We start from the raw sequence: 25,467 nt of genomic DNA, 5'->3' as shown, positions 1-25,467 counted from the left end.
AGTTTAATCAAATCAATAAGTTGATTCATCTTTACTCCCTTAAATATATAATGCTCAAAATAAAATCTTTGCGTTAAAAAAACTCTCTAAAACTTTTTAGATTAAGAATATTTGTGTTATTCGTGCAAAAAATTAGTGTTATTTGTGTTTAAAATTAAGCCAATTCAAAAAGCGTAATTTCCGGCAAAACTCCAACTCTTCCAGGATAACCCAGCACACCAAATCCTCTGTTTACATAAAGCATTTTTCCTTCACTTTCATATAAATCAGCCCATTTTGGGTAACGGTATTGAACGGGCGACCATTTTATATTTTTTAAATCTAAACCAAATTGCATTCCGTGTGTGTGACCAGAAAGTGTCAAATGAACATCTATCGGGTGTTTTTTAACCACGTAATCGAAATGGGTAGGGTCGTGGCTCATTAATATTTTTGTTGCTGATTCCGGAACTCCTTTTAAGGCATCGTCTAGCTTTCCAAATTGAGGAAAAGGTTTTAATCCCCAGTTTTCAACACCTAAAATGTAGATTTTCTCACCGTTTTTCTCAATTACTCTATGTTCGTTTCTCAACATATCGAAGCCTGCTTGTTTTTCGTAATCGATTAGGGTGTCAAGATTTTTCTTCTTGGCATCTAATGAAGTCCATGTTACGTAATCTGCATAATCGTGGTTTCCAAGAACGGCAAACTTGCCATCCTTCGCTTTAATTTTTGAAAATAAAGGAATAAATGGTTTGAACTCATCCGCAATATTATTCACCATATCTCCTGTAAATAGAACTAAATCAGGGTTTTGTTCATTAATTAAATCAATTGCATGTTCCAATTTACTTGGATCAGAGAAACTTCCGCTATGAACGTCTGAGATTTGTATGATTTTATAGCCTTTAAAGCTTTTCGGAAGGTTGGTGAAATTTATTCTCACTCTTCTTACTTTATGACGGTATTTTCCAAAAGTGATTCCATCAATAAACAATGCCGAAAGTACACCTCCTAAACCAAGTCCCATAATGCTTAAAAACTTTCTTCTTTCTGGGAAAAAGTTCTCAGTTGGCCTCGTTAGCCCAATTAAGTAACCTCCTGTTCTGAAAATATCATCAATCAATAAAAACAGAACGATAAAAATTTTAGGTAAAATAAAGATTAAAAATAAAGAGATCATGATTTGCGCCCTCACCGTACTTCTATCCGATCTTTGGAAGTGGGAAACTTCGTAGGCGAAAAATCCGTAAACAGCCAAAGATACAATCCAATATCCGGCTCTTATCCATGAGTTATCCGTTAACGTTCTTATTGCCTGGTAGATATAGACTTCTAAAAATAAGAAGATCGCGGCAATAAATAAAAAATTTCTTTGCATAATAATGTTTAAAAAAAGCACAAAGAATAACTTCCCTGTGCTTTTTATATTTTTAATTAAATATTCTTAAGGAAATCTATAAACGATAGCATTGATGTTCATTCCGGCACCAACCGAAGCCATAACAATGTTACCTTTATCTTTAAACGAATGACCCTCCAGTTTTCCTTTAATTATTAAATCAAATAATGTAGGAATTGTTGCTACGGAAGAATTTCCCAGCTTCTGGATCGTCATAGGAGAGATTGAATGATCATAATCTTTCACATGATAAAGCCTGTGAATTCTTTCGATCATTGCATAATCCATTTTAGCGTTTGCCTGGTGAATTAATATTTTATCAATATCTTCAATAGAAAGTCCTGCATCATCAATCGTTTCTTTTACAGCTACAGGAACGTTTTTAAGAGCGTACTCATAAATTTTCCTTCCAAGCATTCTGATGTAAAATTTTTCCTGATCTGCTTCTTTATTAAGAGAACCTGCGCTTACTAAATAATCAAGTTCAGGACCGTTATCACAGATTGTATTGTGGTTAATGATTCCCACATTTTCTTCTTCAGTAGCTATTACAACAACTGCTCCGGCTCCATCTGCAAAAATCATTTTATTTCTGTCGTAAGGATCTGTAACGCGGCTTAAAGTCTCACTGCCAACAACTAGAATTGTCTTGGCAACGTTAGCTTTAATTAAATTATCAGCCAAAATCATTGCTTCCACCCATCCCGGACATCCGAAAATCATGTCATAAGTAATACACTTTCTGTTTCTGATGCCTAAGTGGTTTTTTACTCTAGCAGCCATCGTTGGCATGAAATTCACAAGACCAGCTGTACTCACCTCACCAAAATTACTTGCGTAAATGATGTAATCAATTTCCTCGGGATTTACTTTTGCATCTTCAATGGCAATTTTGGATGCCTCGTAACCAATCCTTGAGTTAGAATTATCGTCTTCAATATACCTACGTTCTTCAATTTCTGTAATTTCTACAAATTTTGAGATGATTTCTTCTGTAGGTTTTTCTATTTTTTCACCTTCATCCGTATAGAACTCAGCATCCATGAAATAGTCTCTACCAATAACTCTATTAGGAATATAAGATCCGGAACCAATAATGATTGTATTCGGCATTCGTTTAAATGATTTTTTTTAAAGACGCAAAGTTAATAATTAATATTAATAAGAAAGAATTAAAAATATTATTAAATTTGCAAAAATTGTACTTTACAATCTATGAAAAATAATCCATCTTTAAAAGGTTTAGCGATTGCTGTTGTGGTGTTTATGATGGCCTTTGGGATTTACTTCTTCTTTTTAGCTAAGAAAAATTATTACTTAGTAGATAATCCTACCCCCAATACCTATTATTACAAGATTAATAACGGTTCTGAAGGAATTATTTCCGCAGGACAGTTTGTGCATGTGGATCTTAAACAGGGTAAAAATGCCATCAAAGTTTTTGATCAGAATAAGAAATTACTCTATGATTCTGCATTTGAAGTGAATAAAATCCGTGGGCTTTTGAATATTGCTCATGAAGATTATTATGTTAATCGTCAATATTATGGGTACAATCTTAAAAAAGATTCATTACTTTTGGCGCTGGATAAGACCGTTATAGACGGAAAGCAGTATTTTGGGGCGCCAAAACGCTTCAATAAGCTTTATACAGACGATTTTTACTATAATGTAGATGAAGATTATGATAAAATGATCAAAAATGTACAGCAGGTAGAATCAAGATCAAAGATCTTCAGAAAACAAGATTTCCTTAATTATTATAAAGAATATTACAAGTTTTGACAAACGATATCAACAAAGTGACGCCCTACAATTCTGAGGCTACAAAAAAGAGCCAGGTAGAGGATATGTTCGACAATATTGCACCGAAATATGATCTTTTGAATCATGTTTTATCCATGAAAATTGATGTTTTGTGGAGAAATACATTGGTAAATATGATGAAAAAAGATAACCCGCAGGAAGTGCTGGATGTGGCTACTGGAACGGGAGATCTGGCAATTACTATTGAAAAAGGAACCAATGCAAAAGTAATTGGTTTGGATTTATCGCAACAAATGTTAAATGTTGGCGTTATTAAAATAAAAAAACTTAAATTAGACGGCAAAATTTCCATGCAAAAAGGGGATGCAGAAAATTTACCTTTCGAGGACAATAGATTCGATGCTGTTTCCGTTGCATTTGGAGTAAGGAATTTTGAGAACCTTACAAAAGGTTTAGCAGAGTTAAGAAGGGTAGTTAAGGATAACAAGAGTGTTTACATACTGGAGTTTTCAAAGGTTGAGGGGTTTTTAGCACCATTTTATATGTTTTATTTCAAAAATATATTACCTGCCATCGGCAGATTGGTTTCTAAAGATAATAGGGCATACACATACCTTCCGGATTCTGTTAATGCTTTTCCTTTCGGGGAAAAGATGAGACAAATTCTTTTAGATACAGGATTTAAAAAAGTTGAATATAAAAAACTAAGTTTAGGTATAGCCACAATTTATAAAGCAACAAAGTAACCTATGAATAAATTTCTATTAAAAGCACTGGTTTTAGCCTCAGTAAATATTGCTGTTTTTGCAGACGCGCAATTTAGAACCCGAAACAGAATGGACAAGTTGGAAGATTTTGACCAGCAGATATTCAGTTGGGGGTTTTATTTAAATGGTAATATAGTAGACTACCGTATAGTACTTAACCCAAGATACGGTATGGAAGGGAACCAAAATCTTGTTACATCTAAAAATAGTAAAAGCTTCGGAGCGGGTTTGATCGCAAAATGGAGACTGAACGATTATTTGGATCTAAAAGTTGAACCAGGCTTGCAATTTGCTCAGAGGGAATTAACTTTTAATACACAATCAAACGACCAGTACGCTGCGGGAACTTTGACGAATGCACCTTTTATTCCAATTCCGTTGAATGATAAAGACAGAACAAGACAGATCAAATCTACTTTGGTTGATATTCCTGTAATGTTGGAACTTCATGGTCAAAGATGGTACAACTCAAGACCTTATGTTGCTGCTGGGGTGAATTATATTGTGAATTTACAGTCTAATTCGGATTCTACGGATGATAACCTGCAACAGGTATTCAGATCTACAACGCATAATTTTGCTTGGTCTGCTGAGATGGGTATTCAGTTTTATTTCAATAAATTTAAATTGACGCCTGCGATCAGAGGAACATTCATCATGAACAACGAGTTGGTGGCAGATAATGCCAATACACCGCCTTATTGGACGGCTGCAATGTCTACACTGCAAACAAGAGCTGTATTCTTTGTATTGAAATTTGAATAAGAAAATAAGCTTAAAAAATATAAAGGAGGTGTATTACATCTCCTTTTTTGTTGGAAAATCAAAATATAGGGACTTTTATTTTTGTTACTGTCATTATTTTTTTATTTTTGCTAATAGTTAGAATATAGAAACCTGAAATGCTTCAAGATTTAGAAAACAATTTTTCAGAATTAGAGAAAAAGATTTTGAACTTACAAAAGAATTATCAAAGTCTTAATGAAAGATTAACAGAATTAAATACAGAGCATGAAGAACTGAAGAAGAAATACGATGAGGAGAGGAAAAAAAATCAGGTATTAGCAGAAGAACAAAAAAATATAAAACTTTATTCAGCAATATCAGGAAACCCTGAACACAATAGGTTAATGAAAAATCACATCAACAGATTGGTAAAAGAGGTAGATTTCTGTATTGCTCAGCTTCAAAACAGTGGATTATAATGGAGGTAAGAAGAATAACCATCAATATCGCAGGAAGAGTGTATCCGCTGAATGTGCCCGCAGCAGAAGAAGAAACTTTACGTAAAGTGGGGAAGCAAATTGAGAATATGATTAAAGATTTTGAACAGAATTTCGATGTGAGAGACAAACAAGATGCTTTAGCGATGTGTGCCCTGAAACTGGGAACAAATGCTGAAGTGACGTCTATGAACTACGAAAAAAATATAAATTCAACCAACGAAAGATTAGTAAGTATTAATCAATCGTTGAATGAAATTGGAAAATAGATTTTTTTTTCCAGAAAACCTGCCTACAATAATTCTAACACATTAAAGGTAAACTCAACGCTAAAAAATTACCGAACAAACATCCATCGAATGGCGCGCCGGTTATCCGGATTACAGACAGTGGAGATCAGTTCAAATCGTGTTGATTAGGAGTTTACTCTATATCATTGAATTATTGTAGGCTTTTTTTATTTTAATATTAAATAGACAATTAAAACTCAATATATATGACAACAGCCATTATAGTCGGCGTTATTTGCTTAGTAATTGGTGCAGTGATAGGGATACTTTTCTCTAAAAGCTCATTGAATACTAAGGGCAAATTTATTATAGATGATGCACAGAAAAATGCCGAAAACCTTATAGAAAAAGCTAATGTACAAGCTGAATCCATAAAAAAAGAAAAGAATCTTCAAGCTAAAGAGAAATTTCTTGAATTAAAATCTCAGCACGACGCAGATATCCAATCGAGAGAGAGGAAGATGCAGGAGGGTGAAAAAAGGATCAAAGACAAAGAAAATAAGCTTAATGACGAGCTTAGCAAAGCAGGTAAGCTTGAAAAAGACTTAGACAGACAGATTGCTGATTACGCCAAGAAAACAGAAAATTTAGATAAAAAACAACAGGAACTAGATGTAGTAACATCTAAAAAAGTTGAAATTCTTGAGAAAATATCTAACTACACAGCAGAAGAAGCTAAAGCAGAATTGGTAGAATCAATGAAAGCTGAAGCAAAAACAAGAGCTCAGGCTCACGTTCAGAGCATCATGGAAGAAGCTCAGTTAAATGCTAAAGGTGAAGCTAGAAAAATTGTTATTCAAACAATTCAGAGAATTGGTACAGAACAGGCGATCGAAAATTCGGTATCAGTATTTAATATTGAATCTGATGAAGTAAAAGGTAGAATTATCGGTAGAGAAGGTAGAAATATCCGTGCTTTAGAAGCGGTAACCGGTGTTGAGATCATCGTTGATGATACTCCGGAAGCTATTCTTCTTTCATGTTTCGATCCTGTAAGAAGAGAGATCGCAAGACTATCACTTCACAGATTGGTAACAGACGGTAGAATTCACCCTGCAAGAATCGAAGAAGTTGTTGAAAAAACAAGAAAACAAATTGAGGAGGAAATCATTGAAGTTGGTAAGAGAACGGTCATTGATTTAGGAATTCACGGTTTACACCCCGAATTGATCAAGATCGTAGGTAGAATGAAATACCGTTCTTCTTATGGACAAAACTTATTACAGCACTCAAGAGAGGTAGCGAATATCGCTGCAACAATGGCTGCTGAATTAGGATTAAATGTAAAATTAGCGAAAAGAGCCGGTCTATTACACGATATAGGTAAAGTTCCTGAGCAGGAGTCTGAACTTCCTCACGCTTTATTAGGTATGCAGTGGGCTGAAAAATACGGTGAAAATGCAGAAGTTATCAATGCGATTGGAGCTCACCACGACGAGGTAGAAATGACGTCATTATTATCTCCGATCATTCAGGTTGCGGATGCTATTTCAGGAGCAAGACCGGGAGCAAGAAGACAGGTATTAGAATCTTATATCCAAAGATTGAAAGATCTTGAAGCTGCAGCATTAAGCTTTGAAGGAGTTTCTAGCGCTTATGCAATCCAGGCGGGTAGAGAGTTGAGAGTAATGGTAGAAAGCGGTAGAGTAAATGACGAAACTGCTTCTCAGTTGTCTTATGATATTTCTGAAAAGATCCAAAACGAATTGACGTATCCTGGACAAGTAAAAGTAACAGTAATCAGAGAAACGAGAGCTGTGAATATTGCAAGATAATAATCGATCAAAGATATTTTATAAAAACCTTTCAAGAAATTGAAAGGTTTTTTATTTTTATCAAAATTTAAAAATGCAAGAACTGTCATTGTCTTCAAAACTGAAGTACATTTTTTCTATTCCCGTGATCATTGCTGCCTTGGGGTATTTCGTAGATATTTATGATCTGCTTTTATTTGGCATTGTAAGAATTCCGAGTTTAAAAGCTTTAGGACTGAATCCTGATGTAGACGGAACCTTCATCCTCAATTGCCAAATGATTGGATTGTTGATCGGAGGAATTTTCTGGGGTGTTTTTGGAGATAAAAAAGGAAGGTTGTCTGTATTGTTCGGATCTATTTTAGTGTATTCTTTAGCCAATATTGCTTGTGGATTTTTACCTCATTTTCCAAAAGAGCATTTGGTATATTCTTATGCCGGATTAAGGTTCATCGCAGGGATTGGCCTTGCCGGAGAACTTGGAGCAGGAATTACACTGGTTTCTGAAAGTCTACCGAAGAATTTACGGGCAATCGGAACCTCTGTTGTAGCAGGTTTTGGATTAATGGGAGCGGTTGTGGCACAATTAACCGTAGAATTAGCCGGAGGTTGGAATATTTCTTACATCATCGGCGGAGTTCTGGGAATCATGCTTTTATTTCTAAGAATAAGTGTTTCAGAATCGGGCATTTATAAAAATATTGAGATGAAATCTGTCTCAAAAGGAAATTTTCTCTCATTTTTTACAAATAAAGACCGTTTCATCAGATATATAAAATGTATTGCTGTCGGGCTGCCAACTTGGTATTGCATCGGGATTCTAGCGGTATTAGCGAACCAATTTGCCCCTGAATTTGGAATTAAAGATCTCAACCCTGGAAAAGCAATCATGTGGGCTTACGTCGGAATTTCTGTCGGAGATTTAGCGAGTGGATTTATTTCCCACGCTTTGAAATCTCGTAAAATGGCCATTTTCTATATGCTGATCTTCACATTGATCGGAGTTTCCATTATGCTTTTCGGAAATACGGATACCGAAACAAAATATTATCTCTTCTGCGTCTGGCTTGGTTTAGGAACAGGGTATTGGGCGATGTTTGTGACGTTGGCGGCAGAACAATTTGGGACAAATATCAGAAATACGGCAACAACTACGGTTCCAAATATGGTAAGAGGATTGGTTCCGGTCATGATTTTAGCTTTTGATCTTTTTAAAAATAATTTTTCAGTGATCATCAGTGCTGCGATTGTTGGTGTCATTGTTTTTGCTTTGGCGCTGTATTCTGCATTGACGATTTCCGAGACGCATGACAAAGATTTGGATTTTACAGAATAAGGTGTTTAAATAATATTTTTCTCTTTTTATCGTTATTTAAATAGTAATTCGATTGATATCAACGGATTATTAATTAAAAAATAAATTATGTTGCAAATAATATATTTTTGTTTAACTTTGAAATAATTAAAACTATATTGTTAACTCCAAAACCAAATCACATGTCAAACAACATTTTAAAAAACGCTAAGAAATTAAGAAAAGATGATCTTAAAAACATCATCGGAGGAATAGGTAAAATTGGAACTCCGGATTTATCACTTTGCGGATGCAGCTGCACAGGAGCAGTGACAGGACCTAAATATTGCTCACAATATATAGGTTGTCCACAAGTAATTACTTGCTAAGCAATTTTTAGAATTATTTCAACCTAGAAATAAACATTTCCACATTTAATACGCAAAAGCCTTTTGAAATATTCCAGAAGGCTTTTGTATTTTATGATTATTAAGAAATCTTTACAATCTTTACGCGAACGAACTTGTTTAAACTTTTTATTTTAACCACAAAAGGCACAAAAGATTAAACATATTATTTATTTAAGTTCATAATAAACAGTAAACAAGAACATATAAGTTTTTAAAAATCTTTGATTTTTATTCTTTTGAGAGTTTTTATTTTCAAAAGAGCTAAATTTTAAATCGTCCAATAATGGCTTTTGCATCTTTTGTGGTTAAAATAAAAAGTTTAAAAAGGTTTTTTAAAAAAATATTATTTAAAGAAAAAACTGTGATTTTGAATATTATCTCGGCTCATTCTGATACTCTCAAAAATATCCTTATCACTCGAATCCTGCTCAACAAACCAATGTTGTAAACCTGCCTTTTCTCTTGCTTCAAAAATTCTCTTAAAATCAATAACTCCGTTTCCTATTTCGGCAAAATCTTTTGTATCCTTTTTCATATCCTTCACGTGCCACAAAGGAAAACGGTTAGGATATTTTTCAAAATACAATAAAGGATCGAGTCCGGCTTTTGAGATCCAGTAAAGATCTAACTCCATTTTCACAAGATCGGGTGATGTTTGACTTAAAATAAAATCATACACATTTTGATTTTCATTAAATTTTTCAAACTCGAAATCATGATTATGATACGCAAACTGAATTCCTGCTTTTTGAGTTGTTTCTCCACATTTTTCAAATAATTCAGGCAGTTTTTTATAGTTTTCAATCGTTCTTTCTTCATCAAAAAGATAAGAACAGACCATATATTTAGATCCGATGAAGTTTAAATCTTCAACCGATTTCTCCCAATTGTTTAATAAAGTTCCTTTCTCTTGGTGAATAATTCCGATTGTATGATGAGAACTAATGACTTTTAATCCTGTATTTTTTAGAATAGATTGAAATTCAGTTCTGCTTTTACCAAAAAAAGTTCCGTTATATCCATAAATTTCAAGATCCCGAAATCCTAAAGCTGCAAGTTTTTCCAATGCCTTTTCCAAATCATCTGAAATTGCATCACGAATGGTGTAAAGTTGTATTGCCAAAGGGTTTTTATTAATTTTTAAATGAGAAATTCCACAGGAATACAATCCTAAAATTCCCAATGAAGAAAGTTGTATGAAATCTTTTCTAAGCATTTTTCAAGAAACTATAAAAAGGGTTTCATTTCATCTTCAATCTGCGTTCTGAGATCCATCAGGCGTTTTGCATATTGTTCCTGTTGTTTTTCCTGTTCGGTTTCAGGAACCCATTTTGGGACAGGAAGTTTTTTTCCGTTTTCATCAACTGCCACAAAAACAATGATACAGTGGGTTTTCTTATCAAAAGTAGGCTGTTTCAGGTTTCTGGAGAAAACATTGATAGAAATATGCATACTCGAAGAACCTGTGTAAATGACTTGTGCTTCCACCTTTACAATTTCCCCGATTTTGATGGGTTCATAGAAACGTATTCCACCAACATACACAGTTACGGAATAATTTCCGCTCCACGTCGTTGCACATGCGTACCCTGCTTGGTCGATCCACTTCATTACACTTCCTCCATGAACATTCCCTCCATAATTAACATCTGAGGGCTCAGAAATAAACTGAAAAGTGATAGGTTTGTTATCCATTCTTATAAAATTTGAATAAAGGTATTTAATAATTCTTAAAATGGCGGATTAAATCATACTTTTGGAGGTTGGAACTTTCGTAAGAGTTTCATTTAACAAAAAATAACTTAAAAAAATAAATGAAAAAAGTATTTTATCTTAATACATGTGACACTTGTAGAAAAATATTAGCACAGTTTAGTCTTAAAGATTGGGAACTTCGTGAGATCAAAAAAGAGCCTATAACGATTGAGGAATTAGAAGCGATGCATAAAATTGCAGGATCATACGAAGAATTATTCAGTAAAAAATCTACTCAGATAAAATTGAGAGAATTGGATCTGAAAACATTGGGAGAGGAAGATTTTAAGGAGCTTTTGCTTGATCATTATACGTTCCTTAGACGTCCTGTATTCCTTACTGATAAAGAGATTTTTATCGGAAATGATAAAAAAAATATTGGAGAATTGAGAGATTATTTTCACTCAAACTAATATCATTAAATAATCATTTGCTGTTCTGATTAGATAAGAATTTCAATGAAGTATTTGGTTTCCATATTGATTTTTATTTCGTTTAGCCTGAGTGGGCAAACGGTTTATAAAACACCTTCAGGGGCAAAATATCATCTGTCTACCTGTAAAGTGGTTAATAATTTTTCTTCACAGCTTGATGTGACTCAGGCGGTGAAAATGGGTTTGGAACCTTGCAAAAAATGCAATCCGCCAAGACCATCTGTTTATGGAATTGCATCAAAACCTAAAAAAGTAAACGGAACCAATAAAGGAAATCAGTGTCTCGGAACCACAAAAAGGGGAACGAGATACCAACATTATACTAAAATAGGAAACGATTATTGTTTTCAGCACGCTCCAAAATAATGTCAGTCTCTCAGGCTGACAGCAATTTTCTTGTAAAAAAGGTTAATTTTTATCCAAAATATAATTTTACGCTGTCGGAGTTTCCGACGAAGAGAATCAAAACAGGTTTGAGCTGTCGGAACTTCCGACGGAGCAAACCTAAATAGGTTTTGACTTTCCGGACTTCGGACGAAGAGAACCTGTTTAGGTTTAAACTTTCTGGGACTGGGACGATGAGAAACTAAATTGGTTTGAACTTTCTCAACTTCGGATGATGTAAAATGCATATTCATTGCGAGGAGCGAGGCAAGCTTGTGTTGAGCCTGTTGAATTAAAGCAAACTCAACCACAATTTTTACCATTCCGGAGGAATCTCAGCAATGCTATTCTAAACTAAGTATAGATTCCTCTGGAATGACAAACTTGACGGAGAGTTGCAGCATAAAAATAAAAAAAACCGCAGAAAGCTCTGCGGTTTTTACTATTAAATATATCTTTTAATTATACAAAAGGAGCTTTCACCACTTTTGCAGGGATATTTTTATTTCTTACCTGAATAAAGATCTCTGAACCAAGTTTGAAATGAGGTTTATCAACATAAGCCAATCCTAAACCTACTTTTTTCATCGGAGACTGAGTTCCGGAAGTTACTTTTCCGATCACGTTTCCTTCAGCGTCTACAACAGGGTAGTCGTGTCTTGGCACCCCTTTGTCCTGAAGTTCAAAAGCAACTAATTTTCTTGTAACACCTTCTTCTTTCTGTTTTGCGAAAATATCTTTAGACACGAAATCTTTGTCGAATTTTGTGATCCAGCCTAATCCAGCTTCAATCGGAGAAGTTGTATCATCGATATCCATTCCGTAAAGACAGAATCCTTTTTCAAGTCTTAGAGTATCTCTGGCAGCTAATCCGCAAGGAATAATTCCTTCAGATTCTCCTGCTTTAATGATCTCATCCCACAATTTTTCAGCGCTTTCATTTTGGAAATAAATCTCAAAACCACCGCTTCCTGTGTAACCTGTGTTAGAAATAATTACGTCATTCACACCTACCACAGACCCAACTGTGAAGTTGTAGTAAGGAATCTCAGAAAGGTTTGTATCTGTCAGTTTTTGAAGAATCTCAGTAGCTTTCGGCCCCTGAATTGCCAATAACGACATATCATCAGAAGCATTCGTCAATACAGCATCAAAATTGTTGTATTTTACAATGTGATTCCAGTCTTTTTCAATGTTTGAAGCATTTACAACCAAGAAATACTTTTCATCTTCCATTTTGTAAACGATAAGGTCGTCTACAATTCCTCCGTTTTCGTTTGGAAGACAAGAATATTGAGCTTTTCCGTTTTCTAAAGCGTCTACATTGTTAGTCGTAACCAATTGCAGAAGATCTTTAGCTCCGGGACCTTCAACGAAAAATTGTCCCATGTGAGATACGTCGAATAATCCTGCTTTTTCTCTTACAGCAAAATGTTCTTCTGTAACTCCGGAATATTGTACAGGCATTTCAAAACCTGCGAAAGGTACTATTTTCGCTCCTAAAGAAGCGTGTTTGTCGTACAAGGCTGTTTTCTTCATATTTATTTCTATTTCTTTATTTTAAAGCTGTTAAAAGTTTCATTAAAAAGGGTCATGTAATTTCCGTTCCAGTATTTCTGACCACAGTTGATGGAAACAATGTATAGATTTTTATCTTTTTGAAAAACTTTGGTGATCCAGAATAATTTTTCTTTTTCATCAAAATATTCGTAAAAATATTCTGTATATCCTTTCTTGCCGTTCTTACTTTTTATTTTGCTTTCATCATCACTCGATTTGTAAAGAGCAAGAATGAATTTTTTTGTTTCTGCTTTTGGAAGATTCAGATCATGATATTCTGAAATTGTGATCGCTCCAATTTCGTTGGTAGGAAAAATGTTGACGATATCGCCTTCATTCATTGCTTTCCAGCCATCGGGAAGATTGATAGAGTAATTTGAATTCTCGTAAACCTTCTGCTTTTGGGCAAACGAAAAAAATCCCAACAGTAATGTTATTATTAATATTGATTTTTTAATCATTTTAAAAATGGTGTTTATATTCTTCGAGAATGATCTTAAACCATTCGGTGAAATTTTCAGGATTTTCCGTAATTTCCTTATCGAGATCTTCCATGGAAATATATCTTACTTCTTCAACTTCGTTTTTATTTAAATTAAAATCAGATTCGTAGTTTCCTACAAAAACGTGGTCAAGCTCGTGTTCCCAAAGCCCACTGCCAACATCTGCTTTATAAATAAAATTGAATTTTTCTGAAAGTTCTGTGTCTATTCCCAGTTCCTCTTTAACTCTGCGTTTTGCTCCGTCAAGATAAGTTTCGCCGTTTCTTGGATGCGAGCAGACTGCATTGGTCCATTGATTGGGAGAGTGGTATTTTTCTGACGCTCTTTTCTGTAAAAGCATCTCACCTTTATTATTGAATAAAAAAACGGAAAATGCGCGGTGTAATAAGCCGTTAATGTGAGCCTGCTGCTTTTCCATTAAGCCTAAAACTTCATCCGCCGAATTTACCAAAACTACGAATTCTTCCATTCCTACAAATGTAAGTTTAATAAATGTATTTTGGAAATTTTTGGTGAAACATCATATTAATCTGCGAGGCTACAATTATTTTTTCAATGCTTTTCCAATTCTGATATATAAAAAGGATGTAATGAAAAAGAAGATCGTAACAAATAAAGAATTAATTAAAACTTTTGTCATACCCAAAGCAGTTACATCCACAAAAGGATAAGGATAAAACCCTGAAAAACTACCTCTGACTAAGATAACAATAAGATAAACAATCGGAAATATAGCCCATTTTAATATCTGACTGTATTTTACTTTAGCTTTATTTTCAAATAAATACCAGAAAATTATCGTGAGAACAGGCATTACGCTGTGAAGTAATTCGTCAACAATTCTTTGCAAACCGGTCGGTTGCCATGTTCCTCTCAGAATGATTTGATAAGTAACTCCAACAATTGTAATATACACTGTAATTGCCGTTAAATAGCCTATATTTTTGTCCTCAGCTCCCTGTTTTTTTAAAGCTACACTTGTTAAATATAATGTAACAAGTAAATTAACCAATATTGTAAAATAAGTGAAAAACCTAAAGTTAGCTTCCAGTAAAGAGCTTATCCTGTTTTCTATGTGCAAATAATATTGGGCAATTAAGGCAAACCAACCAATAAAGGCGAAAATTAGGGCAATATTTTTTTTCATAGTTTGTAATTAGTTGATATAAATATAAAACAAAAAAGTCAATTCATATAATTAGTATTGATTTTAAACTAGAAAGTCAAGACGTAAATTTCACTTATAAATGTTATGATGTATTTTGAATCTTTGTATTTCGGAAATAAGTGAAACGCTTTTGTTTATCTTAGTTTTAATAAATTAAAATCAATTCTTTGTATTTCTTTGTGTTTAATAATCGCAAGGCTAAACAAAGTTTTTTTGAAGTAAAACAACTTTAATAAAGATAAACAAAGGCATTACATTTAAATAAGTAAAACAAAAAATATTATTTAATTATCAGTAAATGAGGATTGCTTTCAAAAACAAAATATTTTTAATCACAATTGTAAAAACGATAGGGTAAGTCTTTATTTTATTCGGGAAATAATAATTTAAAGAGTGTAATATTAATTTAGGCACCTACATACAATGTTACACTAAGTTAAAAACTTAAAAATCATAGCAAATAATATATAAGAATAACTTATAAATATTATATGCTATGAAAAATATCAAACAAAAATTATTTAATTTCTATTGGAAAATTTATATTTCAATAGAATATTTTAAAACATTTAAATGTTTACCAAAATCAATAAAATTAACTGATAATAAAAATCAACCTATAGTTAATGGATATTTATGTGCTTTTAAATTAAAAGGAATGTTTGATTTTGAAAACATTATTACAGATATTTATTAAACATTTATAATAGTAATTTAGTATTCTAAACTATCACCATAAAGCTTTTTTAAATAATCCCAATCAATATTTATAAGTTCTTTTTGAAATTCTGTATTTCTTTCTCTTTGTAAAAAGTTAAAATATTTTTCATTATAGAATGAATCAATAGGTTTATCTTGTATTTGTGAGATTAAAGATATATAGTATCGGACATTATGCTGAACGTTATTTTCTAAAAAGTCAAATAATTTAGTCTGTGTAATTTTATCTTCATCATATTCTACAATAATTGTAGAATCAGCGTATGAATAAATTGAATTATAACCTAATGAATAAAGTAAATATAATAAATATTCTTTGTCTTCTTTATATTGTGTGCTATCTTTAGTATCTATTATATCATAAGATAAATGATATTTTCTCATAGTTTAATATTTTATAATTTAAGCTATAAATTTACAAAGAAAAACGCCATCACCATTACGGAAAACCATAATAAAATACCACTTTTTTATCAGCGGTATTTCATATCACACTATAATGAAAATATTAATTCTTAATAAACTTGGAACTCAATTCTCCAATTTTATAGATATAAATGCCTTTCGTTAGAGCTTCAACATCAATAGAAATTTTATTTTCATTGGAACTGAAAGTTTTATTCATAACCAACTTTCCAGATGCATCATAAATTTGAACTTTATTAGCTCCATTATCTGGATTTATAATGTTCAATATTTTGTTTGTAGGAATTGGAAATGCGGATAATTTACCTTGAGATTGAACTTCTTTTGCTGCAAGTGAGGTTGTTGGTAGGTTATATATTTCAGTGGAGTTTGTTGTGGTTTTATAGAGTCTTAATTTATTGGAATTAGTTGTATTATCGTGATAAACATGGAAATCAAATTCATCATCAAATCTATAATTCTCTCCAAAGTCTTTCACAATTTGTCCGTCTTCATTAAAGATTACAATTTTGTTTATAGACCCATTATCATACTTGTTAAAAACGACAACAATTTCTAAGAGATTATCCGTATTAAAAATGTTTTTAGATAGAATGAAATTGTTATAAGAACTTATATTCATTGAATATCCTGTTGGAATAGTTGGTGAAAATTGTTTTTTCAATGTGTGATTAGCATTATAGATCTTAATTGTTGTAAGATTCTGACCAACAGAATAATAATTTGTTTCAGTTGTATTTGTATAAACTTGAAGGCTCTCTGAAGTGTATGTTTTTTCAAGTGTTATTTGACTGAATACAAAATTTGAAGCTATGATAGCTCCTGATAATAATGTTTTTTTCATGGTTTAAAATTTGATTTTTAATAGAGTTTCATTCATAGTGTTAGACTTCACAAAGCTATTTTGTAAAGAGTTCATTTCCTTACGGAAATCCATAATTGAGTTAATCATAAATGTGATTTAATTTCTTCTCAGTCCCGAAAAAGAGTTATTTGTAAATAAAGAAAGCATGAGGACTACTAGCAAATTCTATCAAGAAGGTTCTGGTAAACCGTTGGAGTCGAAGATGCAGCAGCCCCATGCCATATAGATATGACATGAAAGTTGCTAACATATTCCCTCCAATTAAATGTACCAGATTTTCTTGAGGAATGTCGTTAGACAAGCGTTCTATGTGTTCGAAAATGTCTTATTAGGATATGCTATATCCATAATTTTGAACAAATATAAAGAGTTTTTTCATGACTGATGTTTTTTTAGCGCAACATTAGCGCTTTCATCTTATAATAAACACACATTTACGGATAGTATACTTCTAACAATAGAAGATATGAATATTTTTAATGGGTTGAAAATTAGATCATTAAAAGAATTAATTTTAACATTTTCAGATGAACAGAAGTGCATAAATTTCTTAGAAGAGATTTTTTGGAATGGAAATCCAGTTTCACCGTTTGATAAGACATCAAAAGTCTATAAATGTAAGAACAATAAATACAAGTGTAAGAACACAGGAAAATATTTTACCATAAGAAATATTGGTTTATTTAAGAACTCAAATCTTAAACTTCAAGATTGGTTTATTGCAATATGGTTATTCACAAGTCATAAAGGAGGTTTATCATCTAAACAATTAGAAAGAGACCTCAATTTAACGCAGAAGACAACTTGGTTTATTCTTAAAAGATTAAGAGCATGTTCTGCATTTGAAAATAATCACTTATTATCAGGTGAAGTTGAAATTGATGAAACGTATGTAGGTGGGAAAAATAAAAATCGTCATGCAGACAAAAAAGTAAAACATTCACAAGGACGTAGTTTTAAAGATAAAGTTCCTGTATTGGGATTAATTCAGCGTGGTGGAAAAGTAGTTGCTAGAGTTGTTCCAACAGTTAGTAGATATGATTTAGAACCCTTTATTTTTAGAACAGTTAATTTATATGATAATGTTTTTACTGATGAATGGACAGCATATAAAAATTTACATAAATATTACAATCACTTAATAGTTAATCATGGAAAGAAAGAATATGTGAATGGTAATGCAAGCACAAACTGTATTGAGAATTTCTGGACTCGTGTAAAAGGAGCAATTATTGGTGTTTATAGAGTTACTTCAAAGAAGCATTTACAATTATATATCAACGAATTTGTCTTTAAACATAACACTAGAGAAATGAGTCCTAGTGAAAAATTCATGCATATGATTTCAAATATCAAAGGTTGTAATTTAACCTATGAGAAGCTAAAAGCAAAATAAATAACTTTACATATAAATAAAAAATACAAAGACTCAGAAGAATCTTTGTAGAATTTTTAGTGGTGTAACATTGTATGTAGGTGCCTTAATTTAAACTAAGTTTAGTACATCGGTTAGATGTAAAAATCGTAACTTTGCAATTCAAATTTTCATGATGGAATTAGAATACAAAGAGCATTTAAGTCCGATTCTTAAGGACGGGGTAAAAAACTATTTAATAGACATCGACGGAACGATTACGGACGATGTACCAAATGAAGAGCCGGAGAGAATGGTTACTTGTGAGCCTTATCCAGACGCTTTAGAAACAGTGAATAAATGGTACGACGAAGGTCACCAGATCTGTTTTTTTACTTCAAGAACAGAAAATCTAAAGCAAATTACCATTGATTGGTTGGATAAGCACGGATTTAAATATCACAGTGTTTTATGCGGAAAACCAAGAGGTGGGAACTATCACTGGATAGACAATCATTTGGTAAGAGCGACAAGATATAAAGGAAAATTCACGGATCTTGTAGAAAAGCAAGTTACGATTGAAGTTTTTAAAGATTAAAATTATAATTCGAGGATTTAAAGATTAAACGATTAAAGTGGGTAATACTGCATGATCTTTTAATTTTTAAATCTTTTAGTTTTTAAATAGATAAAGAATATTTATGAAAGTTTTAGCAAACGATGGGTTGGATCAGTCTGGGATTGATGCATTGACTGAGAAAGGTTTTGAAGTGATCACTGCAAAAGTTCCGCAGGAGTTTTTGGTAGATTATATCAACGAGCACAAAATCCGTACTTTATTAGTGCGTAGTGCAACGCAGGTAAGAAAAGATATTATTGATAATTGTCCGTCCCTTGGAATCATCGGTAGAGGTGGAGTAGGAATGGATAATATTGATGTAGATTATGCAAGAGAAAAAGGAATTCATGTGATCAATACACCTTCTGCTTCTTCAGAATCGGTTGCTGAATTGGTTTTTGCTCACTTATTTTCAGGAGCAAGATTTTTACAGGATTCTAACAGAAAAATGCCTTTAGTAGGAGATACAGAATTTGGAGGTCTTAAAAAAGCGTACGCTGCAGGTATCGAATTAAGAGGAAAAACCATCGGAATTGTTGGGATGGGAAGAATCGGACAAGAGGTTGCAAGGATCGCTTTAGGCCTTGGTATGAGAGTTGTGGCTGCTGACAGTAATGTTGGAAAAGCAAGCATCAAAGTGAAATTCTACAACAACCAGTTCATCAATGTTGATATTGAAACAGAACCTTTACAGGAAGTTTTGAAGCATTCAGACTTCATCACGCTTCACGTTCCGGCTCAGAAAGACGGTTACATGATAGGGAAAAATGAATTTGAAATCATGAAGGATGGAGTTGCTATCGTAAACTGCTCAAGAGGTGGTGTGATCGACGAGTCTGCTTTAATTGAAGCTTTAGATTCAGGAAAAGTAAGGTTTGCAGGTCTTGATGTTTTCATCAACGAACCAACGCCTTCTAAAGAGATTCTTAATCATTCTAAAATCTCTTTGACACCTCACACAGGGGCATCTACTTTGGAAGCTCAGGACAGAATTGGTTTGTCTTTGGCAGAACAAATTTCAAGTATTTTACAGATTCAGTAATCTGATTATAATAAAGAATAAAAAAACACCTCAACTTGAGGTGTTTTTGTTTTTATATATTTTTACTTTTAAGCAAATCTCTAATTTCCGTTAATAATTTTTGGTCATCAGTTGGTCCTGCAGGGGCTGGTTCTTCTTTTTTAGATATTCTATTAGCGCCTTTAATGATCCAGAAAAGTACCATTGCAATACATAAAAAGCTTATCACTGATGATAAGAAGTTTCCGTAGGTAACCCCGTTCCATGATAATTTTGTAATGTCATCGGCGCCCGCAGCTTTAAGGGCAGGAGTTAATAATAAAGGGGTAATGACGTCTGCAACTAATGACGATACAATTTTCCCGAAGGCACCACCGATTATTACACCGACTGCCAGATCAATAACATTACCCTTGAAGGCAAATTCTTTAAATTCTTTTAAAAATCCCATAAATTTTACATTGTGTTACAGGCAAATATAATAAAATTTTGATTTGTTAGGGATTAGTTTTTCAAGAATAAATAAAAACCACTTCAATTTTGAAGTGGTCTGTGTTTTATATGTTGTTTTTATTTTTAAGCAAATCTCTGATTTCTATTAATAATTTTTGGTCTTCAGTAGGTCCAGCTGGAGCTGGTTCCTCTTTATGGGTAATTTTATTTGCCCCTTTAATGATCCAGAATAATACCATTGCAATACATAAAAAACTAATTATTGCAGAAAGGAAATTACCATAAGTAACACCATTCCAAGATAGTTTTGAGATGTTTTCTGCACCCGCAGCTTTAAGAGCAGGATTTAATAATAAAGGAGTAATAACATCTTCTACCAAAGACGAAACTATTTTTCCGAAGGCTCCACCAATGATAACACCGACTGCCAGATCAAGTACATTTCCTTTAAAAGCAAATGATTTAAATTCTTTAATAAATCCCATAATTTATATTTTTAAGTATTATTATGAACAAAAATAGGAATTTATGTTATAAAAATTTTTATGATTTCAAGTTTTTATTTAAAAATATAAGTGAATTAAATTTTTATGCGATTTAATTTCACATTAGGTTTATTTGTTGTTTAATTTAAAAAAATAAAAGAAAATTCTTTGTAAATTGCTGTTAACAGTAGTATGTATAATAAAAACAATAATAATTATGAAAATTTTCACAGCAGAGCAGATTCGTAAATGTGACGAATTTACAATTTCTGATGAACCTGTTTCGTCAATTCAATTAATGGAAAGGGCAGCACAAAACTGTGTCGACTGGATTTATGAAAACTGCAAAAATCACAGAAATTTCACCATATTTTGCGGCAGTGGAAACAATGGCGGAGATGGCTTTGCGATCGCGAAAATGTTGTATTTAAAAGGTTTTGATGTTGATGTTTTTGTAGATCCCAAAGCAAAATATTCCAATGATGCGAATGTGAATTTTAAAGAATTAAAAGAAGTCTCGGGCGTACTTATTAAGAACTTTAAAGATGTTGAAAGCTATCGTTTTGATAGCAGAACCGTAATTATTGATGCTCTTTTCGGAACCGGATTATCAAGAGAGTTGGAGGGAGATTATAAACAACTTGTTAATGATTTAAACGCTAAAAATAATGTCAGAATTTCAATTGATGTTCCGTCAGGATTGTTTACAGACGTTATTTCTGATGAAAATTCTACTATTTTTAAAGCAGATTATACATTAAGTTTTCAGTTTTGGAAAAAAAGTTTCCTGTATCCCGAAACGGGAAAATATACAGGAAAAGTCATTATTTTAGATATAAATTTAAGCGAAGAATACATTTCGAATACAGCAACACCGGATTTTGTTATTGATGATAAAATTGTAGAAAGTATCTTCAAACCCAGAAATGAGTTTTCTCATAAAGGTACTTATGGAAAAGTGACGATTGCTGCCGGAAGCTATGGTAAAGTCGGTGCCGCTGTTTTGGCGACAAAATCAGCTTTAAAAACTGGTGCTGGATTAACTTTTACATTAGCTCCGAAATGTGGATATGAGGTTCTTCAAACTTCTTGTCCGGAAGCGATGTTTATACAGGGTGGTGAAAATTATATCGATCAATTTGATATTGATGAAACCTCAGTCTGTGGAATTGGCCCAGGATTAGGAACAGTTTTGGAAACGGAAAAATCTCTATTGAAATTTTTAAAACAATATCCAAAACCATTACTGTTGGACGCTGATGCTTTAAATATTATTTCAAAAGATGAGAAAAACTTAAAATTAATTCCAAAAAAATCGATCATAACTCCGCATCCAAAAGAGTTTGAAAGGTTATTTGGTGCTATAAAAAACTCTTTCGAAAGAATAGAGTTAGCCCGAAAAAAAGCTAATGAACTTCAAATTTATATTGTCTTAAAAGATCATCACACACAAATAATTACTCCGGAAGGAAATGTTTTTTATAACATTACAGGAAATTCAGGTTTGGCAAAAGGAGGGAGCGGAGATATACTAACAGGAATCATAACTTCATTTCTTGCTCAGGGATACTCGGAAGAAAATGCTGCCATTTTCGGTGTTTGGTTTCATGGAAAAGCCGCTGAATTTGCTGCTGAAAAATATTCTAAAGAATCTATGCTTCCAACGGATGTTATTAATGAATTTGGAAATGTTTTCGAAGAACTCAATAAAAATGTTGCGATAAAATTATAGCATAAATAAAAAAGGCAAATTCGCGTGATGCAAATTTGCCTTTTTAAATATGATAAAGTAAGCTTATTCCGGTTTCCCGTTTTCTGCTTCTGTGATTTTGAATTTCTTAGAATAGATCATAATCACAAATCCTGCGATCATAAAAGGAATTGAAAGGATCTGTCCTGTATTTAATCCTCCAAATTGAATGAATTCGTCTCCTTGAGGTTCTTTCAAGAATTCTACAAAGAATCTGATTGCCCAAAGAATGATAAAAAACAGTCCAAATAACCATCCCTGTTGGTATTTTTTGTTGGTTCTTGTGTATAAGATCCATAATAAAACGAATAAACAAACATACCCGATTGCTTCAAATAACTGTGTAGGATAACGTGGAATTGTTACGCCGTACTCGCTGCTTTGCTGAGGGAAAAATATAGCGAATGGTGAACTAGGGTCAACAGGTTTTCCTATAATTTCAGAATTGAAAAAGTTACCCATTCTTACAAAAGCACCTCCTAAAGCAACTACGATTCCTATTCTGTCATATACCCAGAATGGATTTTTCTTGATGATTTTAAATGAATAATAAAGTGTTGTAAAGATCAGAGCGATTGTAGCTCCGTGACTTGCTAATCCTGAAAATCCTGTGAATTTTAATCCGTTTTTAGTGCTGATCGGTAAAAATACACTCCAGAAATCTTCTTTGAATAATTCCGGCTGATAGAAAATAACGTGTCCCAATCTTGCTCCCAAAATAGTTCCGATCAACGTCCAAGTGAAAAGAGGTTCCAGATATTTTATGTTTACATTATCGATCTTGAAAATTTTAGCCATTAAAACATAGCCTAATCCAAAAGCGAAAATAAACATTAAGCTATAGAAATGTAGCGTAATTGGTCCTAATTGAATCCCTTTTGAAGGATCCCAGATCTTAAATGGAGTTTCCAATTCTACCTTATCAGAAGCTGTAATTGGCTTGCTAGATTTTACAGCATATTTAAATGTAGTGATATTGTCCTGCGTAGCTCCGGTTTGAATTAATTTAAAGTTCTTATCAAAAAACTGATACTGATTTTCTTTAAATCTTGCCAAAGTTTGCACACTATAATTGTAATATGAAGGCTCAAAGTTTGATTCATTCAGAATGACCAAAACATTGTTGTCTATTTTTTTATCGGCAAATCCGCTCAGATCTTGAGCTTCAGTTGTTGCATAAATTTTTACAGGAAGTTCAGTTGAATTTACCTTTAAAGTTCCGTCTGATAAACTGCCCTGATAATCCTGTGCAAAAAAGCACTGTGTAACAAAGGCAAATAATACAAGGTAAATTCTGAAAAAAATATTACTCATTTCTATTTTTTTAATAGTTTGTTCGTTGATTTTATTTTTTTGGTGGAACGGGATCATATCCGCTTCCTCCCCAAGGATGACATTTTGAAATTCTCTTCAAACCTAACCAAAAACCTTTAAAAATACCGTGAACCTGCAACGATTTTACCATGTAATGTGAACATGTAGGCTCGTAACGGCAGTTTTTTGGAAGTAAAGGCGAGATAAACCATTGGTAAAATTTTATTAAAACTACCAAAGGAAAAGTGATGATTTTATTGAATGTAAGTTTCAAAGCAATGCAAAAATAGGGTAAAAAAATTAAAATTAGTTTAAATTTGTTATAAGTTTCGGGGCGTAAATAGTTGTTTCATCGGATAAATTCCGGCGTTTGTCGATTTTGTATATTTACACATTCAAAATTGAAATATTTATGGGTGCTTTGTCATCTTTGTATTAAAAATTTTCACTTTAAATCAAATCAAAAAAATCTTGAATCAAAATATTCCATTAGCTGAAAAATTAAGACCTAAAACCTTAGATGATGTTCTCGGGCAGGAGCATCTTACGGGAGAAAAAGGGACGATAAGAAAAATGATAGAGAATAATGCTCTGAATTCTCTTATTTTCTGGGGACCTCCCGGAACCGGAAAAACAACTTTGGCTGAAATTATTTCTGAAAAATCAGGGAGAACATTTTATAAACTTTCCGCAGTTTCTTCAGGAGTAAAAGATGTTCGGGATATTATCGATGAAGCTAAAAATCAGAATTTGTTTTCAGGGAAATCACCGATTTTATTTATTGATGAAATTCACCGTTTTAATAAATCTCAGCAGGATTCACTTCTTCATGCGGTTGAAAAAGGGTGGATTGTTTTAATTGGTGCAACTACTGAAAATCCAAGTTTTGAGGTGGTTTCCGCTTTGCTTTCGAGAAGTCAGGTTTATGTTTTGAAGGCTTTGAGCTATGAAAAACTGGAAGAACTTGTTGATATTTCTTCTGAGAGATTTAATAAAGAAGAAAATACAGATTTTAAAATTTTAGAAAAAGAAGCTTTGATCCAATATTCGGGAGGTGATGCTAGAAAATTGATCAATTCTGTGGAGCTTGTCTTAAATCAATATAAAAATTCTGATACCAACGAAATCATTAATTCTGATGTTCTTGAAGTTCTTCAGGAAACAATGGCTTTGTATGATAAAAATGGTGAACAGCATTATGATATTATTTCGGCATTCATTAAATCTATGCGCGGAAGTGATCCGAATGGGGCTGTTTATTGGCTGGCAAGAATGATCGCGGGAGGTGAGGATATTAAATTTATTGCCAGAAGAATGTTGATTTTGGCTGCTGAAGATATTGGTTTAGCGAATCCTACTGCTTTAATGATCGCCAATAATTGCTTTCAGGCGATTAACGTTATAGGAAATCCGGAAGCGAGAATTATTTTGAGTGAAACAGCGATTTATCTGGCCGTTTCTCCGAAAAGTAATTCAGCGTATATGGCTATTAATGATGCTTTGGCATTGGTAAAGCAAACCGGAAACCTGCCTGTTCCTCTACATCTCAGAAATGCGCCGACAAAGCTGATGAAAGATATGGATTACGGCAAAGAATATAAATACGCCCATTCTTATGAAGGCAATTTTGTGGATCAGGATTTTCTGCCACAGGAAATCAGAAGTTTGAAATTGTACGAGCCCGGAAATAATGCAACTGAAAAGAAAATCTACGATGAGCTCAAGAAAAAATGGAATGATAAATATTAAAAAAAGGATACTCACTGAGTA

Annotated in this window: 31 protein-coding genes; 16 read left to right on the top strand and 15 right to left on the bottom strand. The window is 32.9% G+C overall.

Annotated elements, in window-relative coordinates:
- Positions 1–154 precede the first annotated feature (154 nt).
- Together A0O34_RS01625 and A0O34_RS01620 are read right to left on the bottom strand one after the other, a co-directional pair.
- The gene (locus A0O34_RS01625) at positions 155–1,360 is read right to left on the bottom strand and encodes a metallophosphoesterase (protein ID WP_066750538.1); all 1,206 of its coding nucleotides are present in this window, start codon (positions 1,358–1,360) and stop codon (positions 155–157) included.
- Between the two features lie 66 nt (positions 1,361–1,426).
- Positions 1,427–2,494 (bottom strand): 3-oxoacyl-ACP synthase III family protein, encoded by a 1,068-nt coding sequence (locus A0O34_RS01620; protein ID WP_066750535.1) that lies wholly within the window; start codon positions 2,492–2,494, stop codon positions 1,427–1,429.
- A 102-nt stretch (positions 2,495–2,596) separates the two neighbouring features.
- Here A0O34_RS01620 and A0O34_RS01615 point away from each other — a divergent pair, with 102 nt between their 5' ends.
- The 8 genes from A0O34_RS01615 (at position 2,597) to A0O34_RS01580 (ending at position 8,865) form a co-directional block, all read left to right on the top strand.
- Entirely contained in the window at positions 2,597–3,166 is a 570-nt protein-coding gene (locus A0O34_RS01615; RefSeq protein ID WP_066750532.1) for a hypothetical protein, read from the top strand.
- Positions 3,163–3,894, top strand: a complete 732-nt coding sequence (gene ubiE / locus A0O34_RS01610) for a bifunctional demethylmenaquinone methyltransferase/2-methoxy-6-polyprenyl-1,4-benzoquinol methylase UbiE (RefSeq protein ID WP_066750529.1) — start codon at positions 3,163–3,165, stop codon at positions 3,892–3,894. The genes A0O34_RS01615 and ubiE overlap by 4 nt, the downstream gene beginning before the upstream one ends.
- Before the next feature lie 3 nt (positions 3,895–3,897).
- Positions 3,898–4,680, top strand: coding sequence for a type IX secretion/gliding motility protein PorT/SprT (gene porT / locus A0O34_RS01605; protein ID WP_066750526.1), 783 nt, complete (start codon positions 3,898–3,900; stop codon positions 4,678–4,680).
- Positions 4,681–4,817: 137 nt separating this feature from the next.
- Positions 4,818–5,120, top strand: a complete 303-nt coding sequence (locus A0O34_RS01600; protein ID WP_066750523.1) for a hypothetical protein — start codon at positions 4,818–4,820, stop codon at positions 5,118–5,120.
- Positions 5,120–5,407: a cell division protein ZapA gene (locus tag A0O34_RS01595; protein ID WP_066750519.1), complete on the top strand. Its 288-nt coding sequence runs from the start codon at positions 5,120–5,122 to the stop codon at positions 5,405–5,407. Before A0O34_RS01600 ends, A0O34_RS01595 begins: the two co-directional genes overlap by 1 nt.
- A gap of 227 nt (positions 5,408–5,634) precedes the next feature.
- Positions 5,635–7,203: a ribonuclease Y gene (rny, locus tag A0O34_RS01590; RefSeq protein ID WP_066750516.1), complete on the top strand. Its 1,569-nt coding sequence runs from the start codon at positions 5,635–5,637 to the stop codon at positions 7,201–7,203.
- Between the two features lie 73 nt (positions 7,204–7,276).
- Positions 7,277–8,518, top strand: a complete 1,242-nt coding sequence (locus A0O34_RS01585; protein ID WP_066750514.1) for an MFS transporter — start codon at positions 7,277–7,279, stop codon at positions 8,516–8,518.
- 161 nt (positions 8,519–8,679) lie between these two features.
- Entirely contained in the window at positions 8,680–8,865 is a 186-nt protein-coding gene (locus tag A0O34_RS01580; RefSeq protein WP_066759412.1) for a hypothetical protein, read from the top strand.
- Between the two features lie 364 nt (positions 8,866–9,229).
- Here A0O34_RS01580 and A0O34_RS01575 read toward each other — a convergent pair whose 3' ends face one another.
- The gene (locus tag A0O34_RS01575; RefSeq protein WP_066750511.1) at positions 9,230–10,102 is read right to left on the bottom strand and encodes a sugar phosphate isomerase/epimerase family protein; all 873 of its coding nucleotides are present in this window, start codon (positions 10,100–10,102) and stop codon (positions 9,230–9,232) included.
- A gap of 11 nt (positions 10,103–10,113) precedes the next feature.
- Positions 10,114–10,581 (bottom strand): acyl-CoA thioesterase, encoded by a 468-nt coding sequence (locus A0O34_RS01570; RefSeq protein WP_066750509.1) that lies wholly within the window; start codon positions 10,579–10,581, stop codon positions 10,114–10,116.
- Between the two features lie 119 nt (positions 10,582–10,700).
- On the opposite strand from A0O34_RS01570, the gene A0O34_RS01565 reads away from it, so the two are divergent.
- Together A0O34_RS01565 and A0O34_RS01560 are read left to right on the top strand one after the other, a co-directional pair.
- Positions 10,701–11,054 (top strand): arsenate reductase family protein, encoded by a 354-nt coding sequence (locus tag A0O34_RS01565; RefSeq protein ID WP_066750506.1) that lies wholly within the window; start codon positions 10,701–10,703, stop codon positions 11,052–11,054.
- A 45-nt stretch (positions 11,055–11,099) separates the two neighbouring features.
- Positions 11,100–11,441, top strand: a complete 342-nt coding sequence (locus A0O34_RS01560; protein ID WP_066750503.1) for a hypothetical protein — start codon at positions 11,100–11,102, stop codon at positions 11,439–11,441.
- A gap of 2 nt (positions 11,442–11,443) precedes the next feature.
- On the opposite strand, the gene A0O34_RS01555 is transcribed toward A0O34_RS01560, so the two are convergent.
- The 5 genes from A0O34_RS01555 to A0O34_RS01535 form a co-directional block, all read right to left on the bottom strand.
- Positions 11,444–11,782, bottom strand: a complete 339-nt coding sequence (locus tag A0O34_RS01555) for a hypothetical protein (protein ID WP_066750500.1) — start codon at positions 11,780–11,782, stop codon at positions 11,444–11,446.
- Between the two features lie 139 nt (positions 11,783–11,921).
- Positions 11,922–12,998, bottom strand: a complete 1,077-nt coding sequence (gcvT, locus tag A0O34_RS01550) for a glycine cleavage system aminomethyltransferase GcvT (protein ID WP_066750497.1) — start codon at positions 12,996–12,998, stop codon at positions 11,922–11,924.
- Positions 12,999–13,006: 8 nt separating this feature from the next.
- Positions 13,007–13,480, bottom strand: a complete 474-nt coding sequence (locus A0O34_RS01545) for a hypothetical protein (protein WP_066750488.1) — start codon at positions 13,478–13,480, stop codon at positions 13,007–13,009.
- A 1-nt stretch (position 13,481) separates the two neighbouring features.
- Positions 13,482–13,991 (bottom strand): isopentenyl-diphosphate Delta-isomerase, encoded by a 510-nt coding sequence (idi, locus tag A0O34_RS01540; RefSeq protein WP_066750486.1) that lies wholly within the window; start codon positions 13,989–13,991, stop codon positions 13,482–13,484.
- Positions 13,992–14,066: 75 nt separating this feature from the next.
- Entirely contained in the window at positions 14,067–14,669 is a 603-nt protein-coding gene (locus tag A0O34_RS01535) for a Pr6Pr family membrane protein (RefSeq protein ID WP_066750483.1), read from the bottom strand.
- 517 nt (positions 14,670–15,186) lie between these two features.
- Here A0O34_RS01535 and A0O34_RS01530 point away from each other — a divergent pair.
- A complete protein-coding gene (locus A0O34_RS01530; protein WP_066750480.1) occupies positions 15,187–15,387 on the top strand; it encodes a hypothetical protein in 201 nt (66 codons plus the stop codon).
- A gap of 17 nt (positions 15,388–15,404) precedes the next feature.
- Here the strand turns inward: A0O34_RS01530 and A0O34_RS01525 are convergent, their stop codons facing one another.
- Both A0O34_RS01525 and A0O34_RS01520 read right to left on the bottom strand, forming a co-directional pair.
- Entirely contained in the window at positions 15,405–15,794 is a 390-nt protein-coding gene (locus tag A0O34_RS01525; protein WP_066750477.1) for a hypothetical protein, read from the bottom strand.
- 124 nt (positions 15,795–15,918) lie between these two features.
- Entirely contained in the window at positions 15,919–16,680 is a 762-nt protein-coding gene (locus A0O34_RS01520; RefSeq protein WP_066750474.1) for a T9SS type A sorting domain-containing protein, read from the bottom strand.
- A 487-nt stretch (positions 16,681–17,167) separates the two neighbouring features.
- Here A0O34_RS01520 and A0O34_RS01515 point away from each other — a divergent pair, with 487 nt between their 5' ends.
- The 3 genes from A0O34_RS01515 (at position 17,168) to A0O34_RS01505 (ending at position 19,716) form a co-directional block, all read left to right on the top strand.
- On the top strand, positions 17,168–18,097 hold the full coding sequence (locus A0O34_RS01515; RefSeq protein ID WP_066750472.1) for an IS1595 family transposase: 930 nt from the start codon (positions 17,168–17,170) through the stop codon (positions 18,095–18,097).
- A gap of 154 nt (positions 18,098–18,251) precedes the next feature.
- Entirely contained in the window at positions 18,252–18,653 is a 402-nt protein-coding gene (locus A0O34_RS01510; protein ID WP_066750468.1) for an LNS2 domain-containing protein, read from the top strand.
- 103 nt (positions 18,654–18,756) lie between these two features.
- On the top strand, positions 18,757–19,716 hold the full coding sequence (locus tag A0O34_RS01505; RefSeq protein ID WP_066750465.1) for a D-2-hydroxyacid dehydrogenase: 960 nt from the start codon (positions 18,757–18,759) through the stop codon (positions 19,714–19,716).
- A gap of 52 nt (positions 19,717–19,768) precedes the next feature.
- Here the strand turns inward: A0O34_RS01505 and mscL (A0O34_RS01500) are convergent, their stop codons facing one another.
- Positions 19,769–20,146 (bottom strand): large conductance mechanosensitive channel protein MscL, encoded by a 378-nt coding sequence (gene mscL, locus A0O34_RS01500; RefSeq protein ID WP_066750462.1) that lies wholly within the window; start codon positions 20,144–20,146, stop codon positions 19,769–19,771.
- A gap of 106 nt (positions 20,147–20,252) precedes the next feature.
- Positions 20,253–20,633, bottom strand: a complete 381-nt coding sequence (gene mscL, locus A0O34_RS01495; protein ID WP_066750459.1) for a large conductance mechanosensitive channel protein MscL — start codon at positions 20,631–20,633, stop codon at positions 20,253–20,255.
- A gap of 217 nt (positions 20,634–20,850) precedes the next feature.
- Here mscL (A0O34_RS01495) and A0O34_RS01490 point away from each other — a divergent pair, with 217 nt between their 5' ends.
- A complete protein-coding gene (locus tag A0O34_RS01490) occupies positions 20,851–22,365 on the top strand; it encodes an NAD(P)H-hydrate dehydratase (RefSeq protein WP_066750454.1) in 1,515 nt (504 codons plus the stop codon).
- Between the two features lie 63 nt (positions 22,366–22,428).
- On the opposite strand, the gene lgt is transcribed toward A0O34_RS01490, so the two are convergent.
- A complete protein-coding gene (gene lgt / locus A0O34_RS01485) occupies positions 22,429–23,295 on the bottom strand; it encodes a prolipoprotein diacylglyceryl transferase (RefSeq protein WP_066759410.1) in 867 nt (288 codons plus the stop codon).
- A gap of 433 nt (positions 23,296–23,728) precedes the next feature.
- Entirely contained in the window at positions 23,729–23,971 is a 243-nt protein-coding gene (yidD, locus tag A0O34_RS01480) for a membrane protein insertion efficiency factor YidD (protein ID WP_066750451.1), read from the bottom strand.
- A gap of 197 nt (positions 23,972–24,168) precedes the next feature.
- Between yidD and A0O34_RS01475 the strand changes: the two genes are divergently transcribed.
- Positions 24,169–25,446, top strand: a complete 1,278-nt coding sequence (locus A0O34_RS01475; protein WP_066750448.1) for a replication-associated recombination protein A — start codon at positions 24,169–24,171, stop codon at positions 25,444–25,446.
- The last annotated feature ends 21 nt before the right edge of the window (positions 25,447–25,467 follow it).

Origin of the sequence: Chryseobacterium glaciei (assembly GCF_001648155.1) — a bacterium.
Classification (GTDB): Bacteria; Bacteroidota; Bacteroidia; order Flavobacteriales; family Weeksellaceae; genus Chryseobacterium; species Chryseobacterium glaciei.
The sequence above is the reverse complement of the archived record's forward strand: the minus strand, read 5'-3'. Positions and strand labels throughout refer to the sequence as shown.

Bases quoted from the DNA above. Each gene is read 5' to 3' on its own strand.
- A0O34_RS01530 (WP_066750480.1), top strand. From the start codon at position 15,187: ATGAAAAATATCAAACAAAAATTATTTAATTTCTATTGGAAAATTTAT.
- A0O34_RS01570 (WP_066750509.1), bottom strand. From the start codon at position 10,581: ATGGATAACAAACCTATCACTTTTCAGTTTATTTCTGAGCCCTCAGAT.
- A0O34_RS01625 (WP_066750538.1), bottom strand. From the start codon at position 1,360: ATGCAAAGAAATTTTTTATTTATTGCCGCGATCTTCTTATTTTTAGAA.
- mscL (WP_066750462.1), bottom strand. From the start codon at position 20,146: ATGGGATTTTTAAAAGAATTTAAAGAATTTGCCTTCAAGGGTAATGTT.
- A0O34_RS01515 (WP_066750472.1), top strand. From the start codon at position 17,168: ATGAATATTTTTAATGGGTTGAAAATTAGATCATTAAAAGAATTAATT.
- porT (WP_066750526.1), top strand. From the start codon at position 3,898: ATGAATAAATTTCTATTAAAAGCACTGGTTTTAGCCTCAGTAAATATT.
- A0O34_RS01580 (WP_066759412.1), top strand. From the start codon at position 8,680: ATGTCAAACAACATTTTAAAAAACGCTAAGAAATTAAGAAAAGATGAT.
- A0O34_RS01510 (WP_066750468.1), top strand. From the start codon at position 18,252: ATGGAATTAGAATACAAAGAGCATTTAAGTCCGATTCTTAAGGACGGG.
- rny (WP_066750516.1), top strand. From the start codon at position 5,635: ATGACAACAGCCATTATAGTCGGCGTTATTTGCTTAGTAATTGGTGCA.
- A0O34_RS01600 (WP_066750523.1), top strand. From the start codon at position 4,818: ATGCTTCAAGATTTAGAAAACAATTTTTCAGAATTAGAGAAAAAGATT.
- A0O34_RS01615 (WP_066750532.1), top strand. From the start codon at position 2,597: ATGAAAAATAATCCATCTTTAAAAGGTTTAGCGATTGCTGTTGTGGTG.
- A0O34_RS01535 (WP_066750483.1), bottom strand. From the start codon at position 14,669: ATGAAAAAAAATATTGCCCTAATTTTCGCCTTTATTGGTTGGTTTGCC.
- A0O34_RS01505 (WP_066750465.1), top strand. From the start codon at position 18,757: ATGAAAGTTTTAGCAAACGATGGGTTGGATCAGTCTGGGATTGATGCA.
- idi (WP_066750486.1), bottom strand. From the start codon at position 13,991: ATGGAAGAATTCGTAGTTTTGGTAAATTCGGCGGATGAAGTTTTAGGC.
- A0O34_RS01575 (WP_066750511.1), bottom strand. From the start codon at position 10,102: ATGCTTAGAAAAGATTTCATACAACTTTCTTCATTGGGAATTTTAGGA.
- A0O34_RS01585 (WP_066750514.1), top strand. From the start codon at position 7,277: ATGCAAGAACTGTCATTGTCTTCAAAACTGAAGTACATTTTTTCTATT.
- A0O34_RS01560 (WP_066750503.1), top strand. From the start codon at position 11,100: ATGAAGTATTTGGTTTCCATATTGATTTTTATTTCGTTTAGCCTGAGT.
- A0O34_RS01490 (WP_066750454.1), top strand. From the start codon at position 20,851: ATGAAAATTTTCACAGCAGAGCAGATTCGTAAATGTGACGAATTTACA.
- mscL (WP_066750459.1), bottom strand. From the start codon at position 20,633: ATGGGATTTATTAAAGAATTTAAATCATTTGCTTTTAAAGGAAATGTA.
- gcvT (WP_066750497.1), bottom strand. From the start codon at position 12,998: ATGAAGAAAACAGCCTTGTACGACAAACACGCTTCTTTAGGAGCGAAA.
- A0O34_RS01520 (WP_066750474.1), bottom strand. From the start codon at position 16,680: ATGAAAAAAACATTATTATCAGGAGCTATCATAGCTTCAAATTTTGTA.
- A0O34_RS01525 (WP_066750477.1), bottom strand. From the start codon at position 15,794: ATGAGAAAATATCATTTATCTTATGATATAATAGATACTAAAGATAGC.
- A0O34_RS01620 (WP_066750535.1), bottom strand. From the start codon at position 2,494: ATGCCGAATACAATCATTATTGGTTCCGGATCTTATATTCCTAATAGA.
- A0O34_RS01555 (WP_066750500.1), bottom strand. From the start codon at position 11,782: ATGGTAAAAATTGTGGTTGAGTTTGCTTTAATTCAACAGGCTCAACAC.
- A0O34_RS01565 (WP_066750506.1), top strand. From the start codon at position 10,701: ATGAAAAAAGTATTTTATCTTAATACATGTGACACTTGTAGAAAAATA.
- A0O34_RS01595 (WP_066750519.1), top strand. From the start codon at position 5,120: ATGGAGGTAAGAAGAATAACCATCAATATCGCAGGAAGAGTGTATCCG.
- A0O34_RS01545 (WP_066750488.1), bottom strand. From the start codon at position 13,480: ATGATTAAAAAATCAATATTAATAATAACATTACTGTTGGGATTTTTT.